The 17410-nt window shown below is 51.7% G+C and carries 16 protein-coding genes; 4 read left to right on the forward strand and 12 right to left on the reverse strand.

The features are described from left to right. Positions 1–323 precede the first annotated feature (323 nt). Positions 324–1643 (forward strand): YncE family protein, encoded by a 1320-nt coding sequence (locus tag HV477_RS25230; RefSeq protein WP_175065519.1) that lies wholly within the window; start codon positions 324–326, stop codon positions 1641–1643. Between the two features lie 338 nt (positions 1644–1981). Here the strand turns inward: HV477_RS25230 and HV477_RS25235 are convergent, their stop codons facing one another. Then, positions 1982–2512 carry a hypothetical protein gene (locus tag HV477_RS25235; protein WP_023222328.1) on the reverse strand — a complete coding sequence of 177 codons (531 nt, stop codon included), beginning with the start codon at positions 2510–2512 and terminating at the stop codon, positions 1982–1984. Positions 2513–2825: 313 nt separating this feature from the next. On the opposite strand from HV477_RS25235, the gene HV477_RS25240 reads away from it, so the two are divergent. The 3 genes from HV477_RS25240 (at position 2826) to HV477_RS25250 (ending at position 7350) form a co-directional block, all read left to right on the forward strand. Continuing rightward, entirely contained in the window at positions 2826–3581 is a 756-nt protein-coding gene (locus tag HV477_RS25240) for a molecular chaperone (protein WP_065311336.1), read from the forward strand. Positions 3582–3659: 78 nt separating this feature from the next. Next, positions 3660–6167 carry a fimbria/pilus outer membrane usher protein gene (locus HV477_RS25245; protein ID WP_023222330.1) on the forward strand — a complete coding sequence of 836 codons (2508 nt, stop codon included), beginning with the start codon at positions 3660–3662 and terminating at the stop codon, positions 6165–6167. A gap of 1006 nt (positions 6168–7173) precedes the next feature. After that, positions 7174–7350, forward strand: coding sequence for a hypothetical protein (locus HV477_RS25250; protein WP_023222332.1), 177 nt, complete (start codon positions 7174–7176; stop codon positions 7348–7350). 54 nt (positions 7351–7404) lie between these two features. Here HV477_RS25250 and HV477_RS25255 read toward each other — a convergent pair whose 3' ends face one another. The 11 genes from HV477_RS25255 to HV477_RS25305 form a co-directional block, all read right to left on the reverse strand. Beyond that, complete coding sequence (locus HV477_RS25255) at positions 7405–8304, reverse strand: hypothetical protein (protein WP_175065520.1); 900 nt, start codon at positions 8302–8304, stop codon at positions 7405–7407. Positions 8305–8393: 89 nt separating this feature from the next. Then, positions 8394–9305: a hypothetical protein gene (locus tag HV477_RS25260; protein ID WP_175065521.1), complete on the reverse strand. Its 912-nt coding sequence runs from the start codon at positions 9303–9305 to the stop codon at positions 8394–8396. An 88-nt stretch (positions 9306–9393) separates the two neighbouring features. Continuing rightward, a complete protein-coding gene (locus tag HV477_RS25265) occupies positions 9394–11355 on the reverse strand; it encodes an ArdC-like ssDNA-binding domain-containing protein (protein ID WP_080073745.1) in 1962 nt (653 codons plus the stop codon). A gap of 102 nt (positions 11356–11457) precedes the next feature. Further along, positions 11458–11943 carry a hypothetical protein gene (locus HV477_RS25270; protein ID WP_070802141.1) on the reverse strand — a complete coding sequence of 162 codons (486 nt, stop codon included), beginning with the start codon at positions 11941–11943 and terminating at the stop codon, positions 11458–11460. A gap of 78 nt (positions 11944–12021) precedes the next feature. After that, positions 12022–12309: a hypothetical protein gene (locus tag HV477_RS25275; RefSeq protein ID WP_023222273.1), complete on the reverse strand. Its 288-nt coding sequence runs from the start codon at positions 12307–12309 to the stop codon at positions 12022–12024. Then, on the reverse strand, positions 12309–12770 hold the full coding sequence (locus HV477_RS25280; protein ID WP_024147692.1) for a hypothetical protein: 462 nt from the start codon (positions 12768–12770) through the stop codon (positions 12309–12311). The genes HV477_RS25275 and HV477_RS25280 overlap by 1 nt, the downstream gene beginning before the upstream one ends. A gap of 21 nt (positions 12771–12791) precedes the next feature. Further along, complete coding sequence (locus HV477_RS25285; RefSeq protein ID WP_023222222.1) at positions 12792–13049, reverse strand: hypothetical protein; 258 nt, start codon at positions 13047–13049, stop codon at positions 12792–12794. Between the two features lie 159 nt (positions 13050–13208). After that, positions 13209–14195, reverse strand: a complete 987-nt coding sequence (locus HV477_RS25290; protein WP_024147693.1) for an ArdC family protein — start codon at positions 14193–14195, stop codon at positions 13209–13211. Between the two features lie 321 nt (positions 14196–14516). Then, positions 14517–14894: a hypothetical protein gene (locus HV477_RS25295; RefSeq protein ID WP_023222277.1), complete on the reverse strand. Its 378-nt coding sequence runs from the start codon at positions 14892–14894 to the stop codon at positions 14517–14519. A 149-nt stretch (positions 14895–15043) separates the two neighbouring features. Then, a complete protein-coding gene (locus tag HV477_RS25300) occupies positions 15044–15481 on the reverse strand; it encodes a hypothetical protein (protein WP_023222278.1) in 438 nt (145 codons plus the stop codon). Between the two features lie 1381 nt (positions 15482–16862). Continuing rightward, positions 16863–17410: integrase domain-containing protein (locus HV477_RS25305; RefSeq protein ID WP_254621713.1), on the reverse strand; the 548-nt coding region annotated here is incomplete at its 5' end.

Here is a 17410-nt window from a genome sequence, read left to right on the forward strand (position 1 = left end):
AACTGAAGGCTTTATACACATATTGTAACCTTTGAAAAATGTCATCCATCTTTTCGAAGTATAATGAAGTTGATTATTTTACGTATCGTTTTACTTCATCATTTTAAAGTTTGTAACAAAGTAGATTCATTATTATATAGAATAACAATTTAAATAAATTACTATCAATGATATTGATGAACAGAACTTATCCGAAAATCAACCCAATAAGTATAGAAATAACTCATATGAAAGCACGGTTTCGAAAACCTTTTGATGAACAATAGATACTAACCCTTTCACTATAACAATGAATTTATGACACAAATGCCCGGAGGAATACCATGAAATTTATTCATAAAGCATCAGCAATTTGTTTATCATTATCATTTTTCAGCATATCTGCTTATAGCGCACAGGAACTTAATCGGAATATATTCAATGAGGGTGGTAATAATCTCACTCTGCCAGAAAGCGCCGAATATATGAATGCAATTAAATCAGGTTCAGCTTACCAACTTGCGGTTGATCCTAAAAGTAATCTTCTTTATATGAGCTGGGGATACAGATTAGGTTCTAACCCTGTTGCTGGTATTCTGGCCTTTGAACTGGATAATCTTAAAGCAAAAGGATTTATTAATGGTATTCATGATGTTTATGGTCTGGATTTTGATAAAAAGAATAACAGATTAGTTGCTGAACATACAGTTAGTCGCAAAACCGAAGAAGGTGAGTTATTAACAGGAAACTCGTTTGATATAATTAGCTTAAAAGATGGTACTAAACTGACTAATACAATCGAGATTGATCAAGGAAAAAAAGAAAGGAACACTTTTAACTCACATTACATTTTTGTTAATGACATTGGTGACATTTTCATATCTTCTGAGTCAAAGCCGAAACATGGTGGGCCAGATGGAATGCAAAAAATTACTAAATATAATAGTTCAGGCACAGAAGTATGGCAAACGAAAGCATTTCCAGGACTTGTAGCGGCATTAATTTCCAATGATAAAATCATCGCAGGAGCTAATGATCTTTATGAAATAAGCCTGAGTGATGGAGCTATCAGCAAATCATTGTACGCCAGTAAACCAGAAAATGGCGATGCCCGTTATATGGCTCTGGTAAAAGGAGATAATTTAGTTTATGCAGCGTCTTTTTCTAAGCTAGAAAATATAAAACCCAACCAAATAAAGTACGATAATGTTTATGTAATTGAAAAAGGAAAAGCCGCTAAGGGGTTTTCTACTGTTACAAATAACAAAACTGTCGGCGTAGGTAGTACCAGCCTCATTGTTAACCCTGAGAGAAAAGAGTTGTACACCGCTAATTTCAATGATAATACAATCAGTGTGATTAATATAAAAAACAAAGCTGACCTTAGTATATATAAAAATATATTTATACAAGATACCTGGGGCATCAACGCAGTTACGTATGTCAACTCCAATGATAATACATATATTTATGCAGCTATCAAAGGCGGACATGGGAAAAATGTAAAATATACAGATCAGGGGATGGATGATGTGAAGTTAGCCAAAATCACTCTTAACAATAAATATGCCAACACCTCCTTATGGTGTAAAATATCCATTATGGATATAAAATCAAACACTTTTGATTATAAAGAACACCAATGTGACATTCAACAAAAATGATTTCCACAAGCATTTCTTTGATAGCCATCAGAGTTAGTCATTAATTCAACCGGAGAGAAACTATAAACAGTGTCTCTCTTGGTTTTTATTATTACAACTCATTCGTGCGGACATAAAATAGAGAACTACAGAAATCAACCAGCAGCATTATCATCTGCAACCCATTCTTATGATAAATATAATTTTTCTGACATTTTAATCTTACGATAAAAAGCCAGCAAACCTAAATTCCCTTATATTTCAAATAAGATTGTTATCATTTCAACGGGTTATTGATTTTTGCAAAGCCAAATGGACTCGCTGTTTTAACCTCCATTTACATCCATAAAAACAGCTCACTATTGCAGCGGCCGAATATCACCACTCAGCAACTGATCGGTCTGTCCGCTGCTGTGGGGGTGTACCCTCGGCAGCAGCTCACTGCTGTTACGTTCACGGGCCAGTGCATCCAGCCCGGTTATCCAGAGCGTCAGTACCTGCCGGCAGCGGGTAACCGTCACCTCATCACATTCCAGTGAACCCAGCATGGTTTCCATCACCGCAAGCATTTTTTCACGTTCAAACAGCATAAAGGTGTTAACGTGGTCAGATGCAACGCCCCGGAACTGCCAGCTGAAATCCTCATCGTCCAGCGCCAGGCCGTATGCCGCTTCTGTCTGCTGCTGTATATACCAGTCATAAATCATCGGGAAAGCCCCCCCCTCCATCATGAGGCCGGTTTTATCTGGAAAAACATGATGATGAGGAAAAGTTATTTTCAGATGGATCCAAAGATCCAGTATCTGGCTACCTGTATGAACACCTGCGGCATGAAGTCGTTCGCCTCCCGCCATGGACATGGTGTTCCCGTTCGCAGGCTCCTGCCACATGTGTCATTCATGGCCTCAATACATCAGACGCAACATCTGGCCTGACTGATCAGGAAAGACACCAAATCTCCCTTTCAAAATCTGCAGCGGGCAGCACCCTTTCGGTAATTTCGATGATAATTATCGATCATAACGATCGATAATTATTTATTTACATGAAATAACTGCACGCAGAAGAATTAAAAACACCCAGCTTATTGCTGGAATTGGTTTCTTTTTCGGTATTTATTTTTTATTCAGATGAATATTAACCCGAAGAATGGGAAAAATACCGACGCATCCATTCCCTGATAAATCCGGAGACGGAAATAACGTGAAAAATCAGTTTTTAGTTGTAATCTTTTTTATTTTTTCAGGGCTGATCATATCTCCTGCTGTTATGGCGGAGCGAAATTCGGTACCTCATTCTGACGGGGTAGGCACTGGCGCAACCCGCGTGGTTTATCCGTCCGGCAGTAAACATGTTACCCTGAGCGTTAATAATACAGCCGACCATCCTTTTCTTGTTGAATCCGTTGTGCTGGATGAAAGTATGCGGCAGGAAGCCCCTTTTATTATCACGCCTCCTCTTTTTCGTCTCGACGGTGGGCAGCGTAATACGCTGAGAATTATGCGTACAGGTGGACATTTCCCTGCAGACCGCGAATCCATTAACTGGATTTGTGTGAAGCCAATTCCTCCGGAGCCTGACTCTACACGGGATGAAGGCGAAAAAGATAGTGTCGGCAGAGATAACCTTTCCGTGACTACCCGCCTGCTGTCAGGAATCTGTATCAAGCTGTTTTTCCGCCCTGAGATTGTACACGGCAATTCGCTGGATATGGCGGACAAAGTCACCTGGACAATTAAAGGAAAGACGGTCACGGCCAGTAATCCAACACACTTCTATATGAATATCAGCTGGGCCTCCGTTAACGGGAAAAAACTGAAAATGGACAAAACATATATCCCGCCGTTTTCTGAAGAAAAATATCCCTTACCGGAAGGTGTTGTAAAAAACAACGCGATTAGCTGGTCAGTTGTGGGGGATTATGGTGAGGAAAAGAAAATATTATCCATTCTGAATTAATTTAAATGTCATTTTAATTTTCAGTATTCCTGCGTCTGATGTTTTTCTTCGGAACAGGATAATCAGGGAATAAGGGACGTGAAACATTCCATACTGGCGTTATATATCAGCGCTGCGTTATTACCAGCATCTGCCCGAACTTACACTTTTGATGCCTCGCTGATTGGTGACAGCAAAAAGAATGTGGATATTTCTCTCTTTAATGAAGGACTGCAACTGCCGGGTACCTACAACGTCACCATCAAGGTGAACGAAAATACCGTTGACAGCGACGTGCCTGTGGTATTTCTCCTGGCCAGTGACCGGAAAAAGCGTTCACTGCAGCCCTGCCTGACGACGGCGCAACTGACCCGTTACGGGGTGGATGTCAGCAAATATCCGGGGCTGTCCGCAGACGTCGCCTGTACTGACCTGAATCTTATCCCGCAGACCACGGCAGATTTTGATTTTAACCGCCAGCAGCTGTCTCTGATGTTTCCTCCCCAGGCCATGCTGCCGGTTCTGAAGGGCATTGCCCCGGAGTCACTTTGGGACGACGGAATACCCGCACTGATACTTGGCTGGGATGCGAGTACACAGCACACTGAATACCACGGAGCATGGTCTGGCCGTTCGGATGCGAATTATGTTCGCCTGCAGCCGGGCATCAATTTGGGACCCTGGCGGTTACGCAACGCCTCCACCTGGCAGAAAAGCAGCAACCGGCCGGGCGAGTGGCAAAGTGCATACACGTATGCCGAGCGTGGAATTAATGCCATGAAAAGCCGGCTGACGCTCGGGGAGAGTTACACCCCCGGGAGCGTATCTGACAGTATCCCCTTCCGGGGCGTAATGCTGGCCTCGGATGAAAGTATGGTGCCTTACGACCAGCGGGAGTTTGCGCCTGTGGTAAGAGGTATAGCCCGCACCCAGGCCCGGGTGGAAGTCAGACAGAACGGTTACACCATGAGCACCACCATCGTACCTGCCGGCCCGTTTGAAATCACTGACCTGCCCTCCACCGGCAGCAGCGGTGACCTGCTGGTCAGGGTGATCGAAAGTGACGGCTCACTGCAGGAATTCACTGTGCCTTTTAACACGCCGGCGGTGGCACTGCGCCAGGGGTACCTGAAGTACAGTGTAACTGGCGGTCAGTACCGTTCCTCATCAGATAATGTGAAACACACACCGGTGATGTCGGCTGAGCTGATATACGGCCTGCCGTGGAACCTGACAGCCTTTGGTAGCTTTCAGGCAGCAGATCATTATCAGTCTGGTTCAGCGGGGCTGGGACTCATGCTGGGAGCATGGGGCGCAATGTCAGTGGATATGACGCAGGCACACTCACAGCATTATTCACAGGACTCGCAGAATGGTCAGCGCTGGCGAATACGCTACAGCAAGGCGCTGAACACGGGGACATCCCTGAACATAACCAGCGAGGAATATGCCACAGACGGATACAGTGGGCTGGCGGACACCCTGAACACCTGGTGCGACGGTCACCGCGGATGCAGATATAACCCGAGCGGTTCATATACCCTGCGTCAGAAGAACCGGACCAGTGTGTATCTGAGCCAGTCGCTGGGCAGCACGGGTTATCTCAGTCTGAACGGCTCCCGACAGACATACCACAACGACCGTAGCGGCAACAGCTCATGGGGCGCGGGATACAACACCCCGCTGTGGGGACGGGCTTATCTGAGCCTGAACTGGTCCCGCAACCAAAGTACTGACCGCCACGGACGGACCACGAATGACACAATGACCAGCCTGTATGTGAGTCTGCCACTGGGCAGCGTGTCATCGGTGGTTCCTGTATATGCCACATATCAGATGAACAACCGGACTCATGGTGACACATCCCATGAACTGGGGATGCACGGCGACACGCTGGAACGCCGCCTGCACTGGGATGTGCGTGAGCGTTACCGCGACGGAGCCGGAGACGACAGAACCAGCAGCGCACTGTACCTGGATTACCTCGGGGCTTACGGAGAAATGACAGGAAACTACAGTCACAGCCGGTACAGCTCGCTGATGGGGGCTGGACTGAAAAGTACGCTGGTTGTGACCCGTGACGGTGTGACATCAGGTCAGCCATCGGGCGACACACTGGCCCTGGTTGAAACGCCGGGCGTATCGGGTACCCCGGTGGGAGGCTGGACGGGAGTGAGAACGGACTTCCGGGGATACACGACGCTGGGTTACCTGACACCGTACCAGAAAAACGAGATAAGTCTGGATCCATCCACGCTGCCGGATGATACGGCGGTATCACTATCCACGGTGTCGGTGGTACCGACAAAGGGCGCGGTGGTGAAAGCGGCTTTCAGTACGTCGGTGGGTAAACGCGTGTTGCTGACACTGACCCGCAGTGACGGAATGCCGGTGCCGTTTGGTTCTGTAGTCACTGTGGAAGGGAATGATAACAGTACGGGCATTACCGGAAACAAGGGCCGGGTGTATCTGACCGGGATGCCGGATAAGGGGAAGGTGACGGTTCTCTGGGGGCACGGACAATCTCAGAACTGTGCCGCAGAAATCCAGATATCCGATGAGGCCGGACCTGCCGGGCTGTATATGTCGCAGGCGTTGTGCCGTTAATCTGGAAACATTCAGCCCGTAAACGAGCTCGGGTCTGCTTTGATCACACAGGCTGCGGTTTCATTAACCATCAGGGGATTGATTATGTACGCCACACGGGTGATTTTTTCATTTTTACGCAAACACGATGGCCGCTGTGCGGGTGTGGTTTGTACAGTTCATCCAGTCAGCGGTTCTGCACAATATTCTGATCAAACCTTCATCGATGGGAGCATGCGCGGATTTGGCTGGCCGGGAACGCCTCCTGTCCGGGGGCCGCCGGATTCATCAAAGTTCCATCCTGAGTGTCTGCGGCTTTATGAGTAAACCTGCCATCAGGGATTAACACATAAAAAATCCATGGAACGGAGTGTGGAGTCCCGTAAATGATGGTTTATACATGTGGGTAAGTAACTTCCGGAAGGATGATGCTACCCGTCTGATAGTCTGATTTTAAAGGAAATAGTCAATATGAGTGGATTACCTCGAATAATAACTATCTGCGCGCTCCTCCTTGGCACCGCAGTGTCCGGTGCGTCGGCGTCTGTTACCGCCGGTAACCCTGAACCGGCAGTAGCCAAAAGAGTACTACAAAATACGGACCCCACAGACGCTGCAGTTACTGCACCTGCCGTCGCGTCTACAGTGAGAGTACACCCGGTCGTATTGCCAGCGGCCGGAAATTCCGGGTTAATCGCAGCCTGGGACGTAATTCCGGTTGCCGGAAATTGGGTATGCACTTCGGGTAGCATATGGACTCCGGAACTGGCGGTGGGGGCCGGGAATACAGCAGGCGTGCAATTATCGATGACCGATACAGCCCCCAGACTGGCAGATAACGTTTCTGGTTCAGGGTTTGTGTGTGGTACAGCTGGCGAAACTGTCTACCTGGGAGTCGGTTACCGGGCCTTGAAGGCTGGTTCATACAAAGCCACAGGGTACTTCTATACGGTTGCTCCCTGACAACCACTTAACATCTGAGTCTGGGAAAAAATTTCTTAGCCTGAATATAACAAAGGGGCACCACATGGTGCCCCTGATCGTTCGAAAAATGAACCAGATGAATAATAAAAGGTATACCGACCGGGGTTATGGCCTGAATCATCCGGCAGTGAAAATATTCATACCCGGAAACTTATGGGGTAAACAGGTTAATGCCTGCAGAAGAAAAAAATCAACTACCCGCGATGCTGATGAAAGCTGAACAATAAAAAAATCTGACGGGCTCCCCCGTCAGATTTTATGTTTTTCAGTCATGTTATGCAGCCAGACGCGGTAATTGCGCAATGGGCCGGTCGACTGCTGCGGGTTCGTCAAACTGTTCCCGCACCCACTCAACCGCCTGTCCCACGACATCCCCATAGTCCTTCGCTGTCAGATGGATGATATCCTCCACCTCCGTATCTCCCCGGAACGACGCCATCTGCACGCCGTTCCTGTAGAACACATTCGCCACAAACTGCACCGGTGTGAACACGCCGTCCGCCACTTTATCCACCCAGGAGACAATGTAATCCGGATCGAACTCCAGCACATCTATGGCACCGATATCCTGTGGCATGACGCCAACTTTGATGACCCCGTATTCTCCCCTGTACTCCCGGAGTACACGCGGTTCGAAGTTACAGTTTTCCACAAATCGGCTCAGTTGCCGGAAGCAGCGTTCCGTTGTCTCCCGCAACTGGCGTCCCAGCCAGGCCTCAAACCGCTGCCAGTATTTCTCCGTGGCATTAAAGGTCTTCTGCGGTATTCGCTGGTTTTCCGGCAAATCTGTCTGCCCGGTCAGGCGAAAATATTCCTCCTCGCTGCACTGCTGCAGCGGCCGGATATCACCACTCAGCAACTGATCGGTCTGTCCGCTGCTGTGGGGGTGTACCCTCGGCAGCAGCTCACTGCTGTTACGTTCACGGGCCAGTGCATCCAGCCCGGTTATCCAGAGCGTCAGTACCTGCCGGCAGCGGGTAACCGTCACCTCATCACATTCCAGTGAACCCAGCATGGTTTCCATCACCGCAAGCATTTTTTCACGTTCAAACAGCATAAAGGTGTTAACGTGGTCAGATGCAACGCCCCGGAACTGCCAGCTGAAATCCTCATCGTCCAGCGCCAGACCGTATGCCGCTTCTGCCTGCTGCTGTATATACCAGTCATAAATCATCGGGAAACTCCCCCTGTTGAAGAATAAAAAAGGGGAGCCTCCCGCAGGGGAAGTCTCCCCTGCTCGGGTTTACTGCTGTTTCAGTGCCGTCAGGCCGCCAGTTTCAGTACCGGCCTGCGCGTTACCGTCTGAACCAGCGATGTACGTTCACGTCGTATCCAGTCGAGCGCTTCCGTGACCGGCTCCCGCCAGTCACTGACGTGCGGATGTCTTACATCGATAACGTCTGCATTTCTCCGGAAAACACACACTTCAGCGTCATTGCGGTAAATCACTCTGGCCTCCATGCGAACTGGCGTCAGTCTGCCGGCCATCACTTCCTCCAGGTAATCCGCGATCGAAGCATCGTCATACTCCAGAATGTGTTCACAACCGCTCATATCCCGCGGCTGCATATGCAGCTCCAGCCGGCCAAAAGGCAGCGTAAAGCACCTTAATTGCCGGGGTTCCGTGTTCAGATTCCGGTACAGTCTGCTCAGTTGCAGCAGGCAGTAGTCACACGCTGCGGCAAGACGGGCTGATATCAGGGTCACGAAACGGTCCCAGTACGGCAGGGTTGCCTCCAGATTCTGCCGGCTCATCTGCTCACCGGACATCAGATGCCCCTGTGCAGTCAGGCGCAAAAATGCCTCATCCGGCAGGGACAGCAGCGCCTGTGGTTCACCGGGTAATAACCGATCCACCCGCCCGCTGAACTCTGACACCGTCCGGGGCAGAAGCGCCATCTCGTTCATTGTCTGCGCCAGCGCATCCAGGCCGCGGATCCACAGTGTCAGGATCTGCTCGGCATGGCGGCATTTCTCCCGCTGTTGCGGGTTCTGCTCCGTCACCTCATCGAGCAGGAAGCGCATCACCGCCAGCAGACGGTCACGATCCAGTACCATATCGGTGTTAACATAATCGGTGTCCCTGTCGTCCACCCGAAAGAAAATTTCCTCCGCATAAACCTCAAGACCCAGAAACGTCATAAACTGCCGCTGGATATAAATACTCTCCGGCATGTTCGTTATTCCTCCTGGTAAAAGACAGGAGTTCCCCGCAGGGGAAAACCCCTGTCGGGTGAGTTAAAAACAGCGTTACCTTCCGGTGTCACGCCGCCTGTTGCCTGCGTTCATGTTCAGACTGTTGCCGGTGCAGCTTCAGATCCCAGAGACCCAGCCGGTATGCCGGCGTCGCCATCTCCCGCGTCATCTCCATCGTCAGACTGTTACCGATTGAAACCACCGCAGGAATATGCATCAACGTCAGCTGGATGTAGCACAGCATCGCCGCCAGCGGATCAATATCCGTGCAGAAAGCAAGCATCTGCTTCTGGGGGTTATAACCCGCTTCCAGCATGGCTTCCGCTGTTGCCACAATCATACCTCCCGCGCCGCAGGCCGGGTCACAGACTGTAATATACTCCCTGCTGCCATCCTCCAGTTCCGGCAGTCTGTCCGCCATGTTCATTCTGGCCATCATGTAGCTCACGCTGTAGGGCGTGAAGTACTGTCCCAGATACTGGTTTCCCAGCTCCAGCGTCATCAGCAACTGGCCCAGGAAATCTGTCGGGCTGAATTCCAGCCCGTCAGTGACCGCAGCCAGCAGACCAGACATCTGTACAGCATCCTCTTTCGAATAGCGTTTAACCCTGCGCAGGTAATCCGCCTCAACCGTCGGGTCACGGTGTATGGCGTTATACAACGCGACCGCCGCCATATGTGCAAAATCACTGAACACCTGCCAGCGGTTTTCATGCGGGGCTATCCTGTTAAACACGCTGACAAACTCCTGTATATGCGGGTTCGTCTTTCCCCGGCGGGCGGCCCACGGCAGGGCCACCACATTGTCGTCCGGCTCATCCGGGCCATCATCGTTGGCCGCTTCTCCGCCCTCCTCTGCCACCGGTGGCGGCAATAACGGCAGTGCAGAAGTTGCGGTCACTGCAACGCCAGCTGCAGAACTGACCTCCTCACTCTGTCGCAGACAGCACAGCAGTTCAGGCCGGGTCTCCACCAGCGCCAGCAGTTCACTGTCCGGACTGAGTTCATCCGTAAACAGTGCCTGCTGAACCAGGTCTGTTCTTTCCCACCCGTAAATCCGGGCCAGCGCGTTGACGGCCATCAGCGGCGTAATACCGCTGTCGACATGCCGTTGCGCCAGTGCCGGGCTGGTCAGCAAAGTTTCTTCCGGCACCAGGCCGTAATGATGAGACAGAAGAAACGTGGCCATCTTCAGCCAGGTGTCCACCTCCCCCATCACGGGTCTTCGGGCCAGAAGCCATTCTGCCGCCCTGCGGGCGTCATCTGCGGCGCGGAACAGCCGCCAGGGGTCAGCCGCCAGATTGTTACCGGCTGGCAGTCCGTCATGTTGCGGCCTCCGGTTGTCCGGCAGCCCCAGACGGGCGGCAAGGAACGCCGTCCCGATATCCGTGACCAGCGCCTCATACACACTGTCAGTGCGTTCGTCGACCGTCAGTCCGTACCGGTTAAGCCGTTGCGGGTGACCGGAGGCCTGTACCAGAAGACGGAGCATCTCATCCCCGTACGTTATGCAGCTTTCGCCACTACCACCACAGTTCACTGTCGGCAGTTCTATACGGTCATGTAACGGCCGGTATACCGGTCTGGTGCCCTCACGGAACACCACCGGGATCCCGCTGGCGGTCACCAGGGACGAAATGACACCACGGTTCACCGCCGGCTGCGGAGGTAAGGGCCACCCCGGCTGCAGTGCGTCGGGGAGTCCCTCGCACTGCGCCAGGTTAATCACCTTCATCAGGGACAGTGCCGGCCGGTAGCGCACCAGCGTCACCGGTTTTTGCCCGGGTATAACCGTCCCGCCAGCCTGACGGAGGTCATCCCCGGTCAACCAGCGGTTGCTGTTCAGCGAATACCGCTTCGCGGCCTGCCACAACAGCAGGACGTTAATGCCGGTAAACGACTGCCCGGTCAGGGCATGCTCCGGGACAGCCGCCGGATGTTCCTGCCAGGGAAGACCGGTTGTCCCGTTGTTGTCAAGAAGCCGCCCGGCAACAAACCGGGCGATCTCATCAGGTGTGTATTTCTGCATCGCGCTCTCCTTTACGGAAATAAAAAAGGGAGAGCACTCCCCACAGGGAAGGCTCTCCCTGCGGGAACTGAACGGCCGGATATCAGCCGCCAGTCAGTATTGTCAGTTCAGCAGCCTGCCGGCCAGTGCTGCCAGTTTTCCCGGCAGCGCCAGCAGTTCATGGCCGGCCTGCAGCGCCTGTTCCGGATGAAAATACCCGTACAGCACCACGCCCGTCACCACACCGGTCACCGCCATCGCTGCCAGCAGCCGGTTACGCACCCGGCGGAAATACGCCTCCTTCTGCTGTACCTGCAGATGCAGGTACAGCCCCAGCGTCTGCAGTTCCGCAAAGCGGGTAAATTCTTCCCTCCGCATGGCTTCACAGGCCGCATCGTAACGTTCCAGCTCGGCCGGGTGATTACGGGCGAGAAAACTCCGGTATCCCCCGTTACGCATGGTGTGGTAGTGGTTGTCAAACTGCGCCTGCAGCCACCGGTTAAACTCACTGCGGGTGCGCTGAAACACTTCGGGCTCTTTCACCGGCTCCGTCACCACCATCGGGATAACAGAAGCCGCAGCTTTCACTTCAGTTGTCATTGAACTCATTCAGAACTCCTTGCTGTAAAAAGCGGCGGAGTCCCCCTCGCGGGTTTCCCCGCCAGGGTCAGTGATAAAAATGATGGGTTAACGCACCAGCGACACCATTATCCGGTCCTCCCCGCGTGTCACCTGCAGGTTTCGCCACAGTGGCGTGTCCGGACTACCGTCCGGCGGCAGACAGAAGTATCCAAAGGTTACGGTGTTATCGCACTTCCGGGCTTCCGTCAGTGCTTTCGCAGCATGATAAATCAGCCGCTGCAGCCGCTCCGTTTCACAGCCCGGATCCGGTGAATAACACACCATCTGTTGCCAGACATCGTCGCCAATCACCACCGCAGGCAGCGGGTCCGTCAAAAATGCAGAGGCATTCATCACGCCGCTTCCCTCCCGGGACCGGACACATGACCGTCATTCACCCCGTTCACCACAGCCGGCAGCGTCACTGCCGGGGATGATGTCCGCGAATGACGGCGACGATAACGTCCCCCCAGAAAACGCAGCAGCATTTGCTCCGCCGACCGGGTGGCCTCGCCGTGGTCTGTAAAGTAACGCTCCCCGAAATACGGGTCAGCGCTTTCCTCACCGAAATACAGCAGCTCAACGCCTGAACGAAGGTTTTCCGCCTGTTTCACCACAATGGCGCGCCCACAGAACTGCGGGTCATCTGCCAGTAACCAGCGCCCGGCATAGACCGTTCGCGGCCGCAGCACAGTCATTCTGGACTGTCTTCGTCGGTACAGCGCCGACAGTCCGTTGTACAAAGCCAGTCCCAGCCAGCGGACCAGATACCACAGATTTCTCGCCAGAAATTTCAGGACTTTCAGATACATCATTTTCTCCTCAGTCAGTTCCGCTTACAGAAAACGGAAAGCCAGCAACAGAAGCCCCAGCATGAGAGTGCCTGCCAGTTTCAGCAGCAGAGTCATGGCGGTCAGCTTTATCAGCGCTTCACGGTCGCGAAAGTAACACTCCTCCCGGACCAGCTGGCGGATACGCTCTTCCTGTTGCGGGGTCAGTGGATCACCGGCACGGACGTCCTCGCAGATATCCGTACGGGTGGCGTGACGGCCACGGTGTCGTCCCCGGGCCGGAAATGGGTGAATACCGGACATGATCCTCCTGTCTGGAAAAACGGGAGCCTGCCCCTGGCGGGGCACAGCCCCGTAAAGTGGATAACAGCCCGGCGGACGCCGGGCAGAAATGTATAAAATCCTCCCTGCACTGAGTGTGCGGGAGCCCCGACGGGATTCCCCGCACGGGTTAACGTTAAATCATGCCGCTGAACAGATACTCAGCGGCGCCAGAAGATATTCCGTCGCCTCTCTTGCCCTGCTGCAGGCGCGGAACAGCGCTTTTTTGTCAGACCGTAGTACCCGCAGCCAGCTGTCGATATAGCTCTCATGCTGTACCTCGCCGTATATCCCCAGTTGCGTACACAGGTACGCGCTGCCGGTTTCAGCAATCAACTCTTCAAAGGCGTACACCATATCGCCCCGTTTTCGGGACGATGAGGTGATACCTTCCCGGTCAAGCCGATTACGGTGTCCGGTGCTGTGCACCATCTCATGTAACAGCGTGGACCAGTAGTCAGCCTCTGAGTCAAACTGCGACGTCAGAGGCATGACGATGGTGTCCGTCGCCGGGCGATAGTACGCCAGGTTCTGATAACGTGCTTCCGTCTGTACACCGGTAGCCTCCAGCATTCTCTGTACATCGGCCAGACGTTCAGGGGAAAGCACGGCGTAATCCTCCACCGGCCGTTTTGTATCGTCATCAGCTTGCGGGGGCTGCATGTGCTCCGGTAATCCGTCACACTGTGCCACGTTAAAGAGATGTAACTGGCGCAACATGGGCACCGTCTCCGTCAGCAGACGGCCATCGGTATCGTACAGCCTGTTACCGTGCTCATCCTCAGCGGGTTTCGTCCAGTCTTTGTAGATAACTGCGAGACTGCAGCTCTCCCCTTTTCGAACCTGCCCGCCGGCTTCCTGCGCCTGGCGGTACGTCAGCCAGCGGTCACTGGTGTAGCCGCCCTCTTCAGCCGCCAGCCACAGCAACAGCACATTCACGCCGCTGTAGCAGCGACCGGTCAGGGCATTCGACGGTAATCCACCGGGATCACCTGTGTCCACACAGCGCCACGGCCTGCGCCACGGCGCAGTACCCTGTTCAAGTGCAGCAATAATACGGTCTGTCACAATCTGGTAAACATCAGCGTGCGCCGCCTGTCCGGCAGCGCTTTTTCTTTGTTTTTTCACGGGAAACTCCTCGGTATTACAGGCGTACCCCGGCCATGACACGGCAGGGTAACGCCGTGTCATGGATGTTCCGTGCTGTCACCAGATGAATGCACGGAATATCAGGTTAAAATATCGCCGGTGATTGCTCACGGCGTATGGCCGGTTATGCTCCCGACCGTTGTTTCAGGATGTAAAGCTCATTGTCAGCGCTGCTGAATCAAACTGCGGGCTGGCAGGGAGCCTGATGCGATAGTTAACGCCCCCGGTCGGATGCATTCGATGCCTGAAGAAATGGAAATACCCTTTCCGGAACATGCGTCTCAGCAGATCCGTTGTCGGTCAGCTGTATATCCAGCCATCCGCGCCGGCCTCATAAATAGCCCGATTAGCCCGAGCATCATATAATCCCTGTTTCACTGACTGCTCCCAGACCGGGGCACATAACGTCTGCCCTGTGTGGTTCAGTGCATCCAGCAGCTCCTTTCCGGCTGCTGTCAGGGGCGTAATGGTACCCGCCTCCAGACCTTCCAGAAATTCACCGCAGGCAATGCCGCTGTTATAAACTGAACATTCAAAAGTCGGTTCTTCATCATACTCATCGTACAGCGGGTAAAGACCAGCATTCTGAAACGCCCGTATACTCAGCAGTTCACTCTCAAGCAGACATAACCAGCAAAAGGCCTCTGTTGCGGTATTCAGTGTCATCATCGTGAGCATGTTATCTCTCCGAAAAGCCCGGAGGGATAACTCCCCCGGAGGAAGCTATCCCTCCGGATGATCAAATGATTTAATGCCAGAACTGCCCGGAAGGAATTTTTCCCGCAGGGTTTGTTAATCGCCGGCGGTTCCAACAGGCTATCTGAGGTTCACCGGTCAGCAATAACTATGCAGACTTCTTCAGAAGATGGCGTCATTTTGCTTTCGTCATAAGCGTCCCGGAAACCGCTACTGCGTCCTTCGCACCAGAACTCTTGTCCTAAAGTCGCGCCCCGATACTCCAGACGGTGAATAATCCACTCTGGCCAGCGGGACTGGAGACCATTAAAAAACCCCCATCCCAGGCGATGTGCGGCATAAAACAGCGTGTGCTCAACAAACAAGTCCGCACCGGGTATTTGTCCACTGGCGCCACGTGACTTCTGCCTGAAGACCTCACCAGCCAGCTGAACATCGGCGGCCACGCGCTTCATCAGAAGTACATCTTCCGCCATCTGACGCAACCACGGTTTGACTGCACTTTGTAGCGGCAACAGCAACATCAGCATATGTAAAAACCGAAAAATCACATTAAACAAAAAAGTCATGGGCTTTCTCCTTCATCTGAAATCAAAAGGAGAAAACACCATTCCGTGACGGAAGTATTTTCTCCCGCAGGCAATGTAAGTGATATGAACAGTCAGGCTGTTTCCCGGATATTACGCAGATGCGCCATCTGGTAGTCCTGATGATGTGCCGCAGTCAATGACCGGTTCATAAGAAATGGTCAGGACGGTATAAGCTGCACGCTGACAAAGGCCCGGAATAGACCATAATCATCCGCGTATCTCAGCACAGACGCTGAGGTACCCGAGGTGACTGGCTATCCATTCACCCGACGTGCATGTTTCATGAGGCAGCAGCCGATATAAGGCTCCGCTCAATAAAGAGGCAAGTTGCGTGATTTTCTCCGGAAAAAAACGGAAAAAACATTCACTGGTTGCAGGAAAAAAGTTTCCCTGCAAAGGCGTAAGAGTCAAAAAGCGCCTGAAGTCACAATGCTTCAGTAATGTAATACTACGCCCCCGTTACAACAGAAATTCCTGCCGCAATGTCTGTTTCCAGGGGTTAACAGACGTACCATCCAAAGACGCCACCTTTCAGGCTTCGGTAGCATTGGCTTGGGTCGCCCGAGGGCGTCAGTCTCAGACCCGATATGACTTTGGCTTGTGATCACCCTAAGGCGCTTCTCTCAGATCACTGTGTACTCTCGCACACGAAGCATTGGCTGTTGTCTCGTGGACAACGGGTTAGCGTACTCATCTTAATCAGACCGCAGGGAAGAATTCAATACATAGAATGATGTTTTTTTGTACGACAGAAAAATCGCAGCTGCCTCCAAATTATTCCCGCAAACTGTTGTCACAGATTTCAGGATGACAGGATACGGATCCATGGGGGCGAACAGGGGAAACGTCAGCTCATTGTCCGGCAGTACCTGTTCCGGAACTAAAAAAATCACATGTACATGACCCGCTTTGTAAACACTCATGCCCCAAAAAACCGTCACTGTATTCTCCTATGAGCACAGCGGCGGATGTAGTACGTAATATTGTTTACGGATAATTAAAGCCATGCTCTTATCAAATAAATCACCGAACCGTCTCTTCACTATTACACTGACATTAAACGCTCTGCAAGAATTATATTCCACGACCTCAACTCACTGCTCATTTCAGGTATATTAACATACAGCATCGCACGCCAGACTATATGAACTCTACCTTTATGGATAAAAAGACATCGTCATCCCTTCCCCAGAAGATAACGACATATCAATTTCACAGATATCCTGTTCATTCAGAGAATTTTCACACAAAAAAAATATCAGACAGTGTCATCACCCCTGTCTGATTCCGAACTTTCCCCCAGAATAAACCCCAGCATTTCCATGTATACTAAGCTGTAACACACCCTGTTGAAAAGATATTATTCATCATGATCGCTCCTGAAATAAACCTGCTTCACATATCTTCCCCTTCCGTCTCCGTGCCCCAAATCCATTGACACCTGTGCATATATCTCACGTTCAGAATATCCTTTATTCTCATAAAATGCCCTTGCCTCCTGAGAAAAATGATAGCGCATACTGTGAGGCGCTTTTTCTCCAGTCAGTCCAGCGCGACGGACGTGATAACGGTAGGTATCGAGCGCTTTTCTGATATCCGGACGGTCAATCAGTTTACCATTATTTTCCTTCATTACACTCTCAGCATAGTTTATTGCACGTCGTACAGCATCTCTGTTCACAATAACGGTATTACGGGGCCGTCCTCCTTTCGTACCAAAAACGACCCGTACGGAGTCTTGTCCGGACTCAATCGCTCTTTTCCACGTCATTACAGATTTGCATGATTCCACTGCCTCCTTGTATCTTAAAATTTGTTTAAAATATCCATGGTTAGATTTGGCAAGGTGTATGCAGCCTGATACCTCCAGGGGTTCATAGCCCGTGAATAAGCGACCGGCGCATACAC

It is taken from the genome of Salmonella sp. SG203, from assembly GCF_013350575.1.
Classification (GTDB): domain Bacteria; phylum Pseudomonadota; class Gammaproteobacteria; order Enterobacterales; family Enterobacteriaceae; genus Salmonella; species Salmonella enterica.

Coding starts and splice junctions, on each gene's coding strand:
- HV477_RS25270 (WP_070802141.1), bottom strand. CDS start 11,943: ATGAGTTCAATGACAACTGAAGTGAAAGCTGCGGCTTCTGTTATCCCG.
- HV477_RS25230 (WP_175065519.1), top strand. CDS start 324: ATGAAATTTATTCATAAAGCATCAGCAATTTGTTTATCATTATCATTT.
- HV477_RS25275 (WP_023222273.1), bottom strand. CDS start 12,309: ATGAATGCCTCTGCATTTTTGACGGACCCGCTGCCTGCGGTGGTGATT.
- HV477_RS25295 (WP_023222277.1), bottom strand. CDS start 14,894: ATGCTCACGATGATGACACTGAATACCGCAACAGAGGCCTTTTGCTGG.
- HV477_RS25280 (WP_024147692.1), bottom strand. CDS start 12,770: ATGATGTATCTGAAAGTCCTGAAATTTCTGGCGAGAAATCTGTGGTAT.
- HV477_RS25255 (WP_175065520.1), bottom strand. CDS start 8,304: ATGATTTATGACTGGTATATACAGCAGCAGGCAGAAGCGGCATACGGT.
- HV477_RS25285 (WP_023222222.1), bottom strand. CDS start 13,049: ATGTCCGGTATTCACCCATTTCCGGCCCGGGGACGACACCGTGGCCGT.
- HV477_RS25260 (WP_175065521.1), bottom strand. CDS start 9,305: ATGCCGGAGAGTATTTATATCCAGCGGCAGTTTATGACGTTTCTGGGT.
- HV477_RS25265 (WP_080073745.1), bottom strand. CDS start 11,355: ATGCAGAAATACACACCTGATGAGATCGCCCGGTTTGTTGCCGGGCGG.
- HV477_RS25300 (WP_023222278.1), bottom strand. CDS start 15,481: ATGACTTTTTTGTTTAATGTGATTTTTCGGTTTTTACATATGCTGATG.
- HV477_RS25250 (WP_023222332.1), top strand. CDS start 7,174: ATGGTGCCCCTGATCGTTCGAAAAATGAACCAGATGAATAATAAAAGG.
- HV477_RS25235 (WP_023222328.1), bottom strand. CDS start 2,512: ATGTGGCAGGAGCCTGCGAACGGGAACACCATGTCCATGGCGGGAGGC.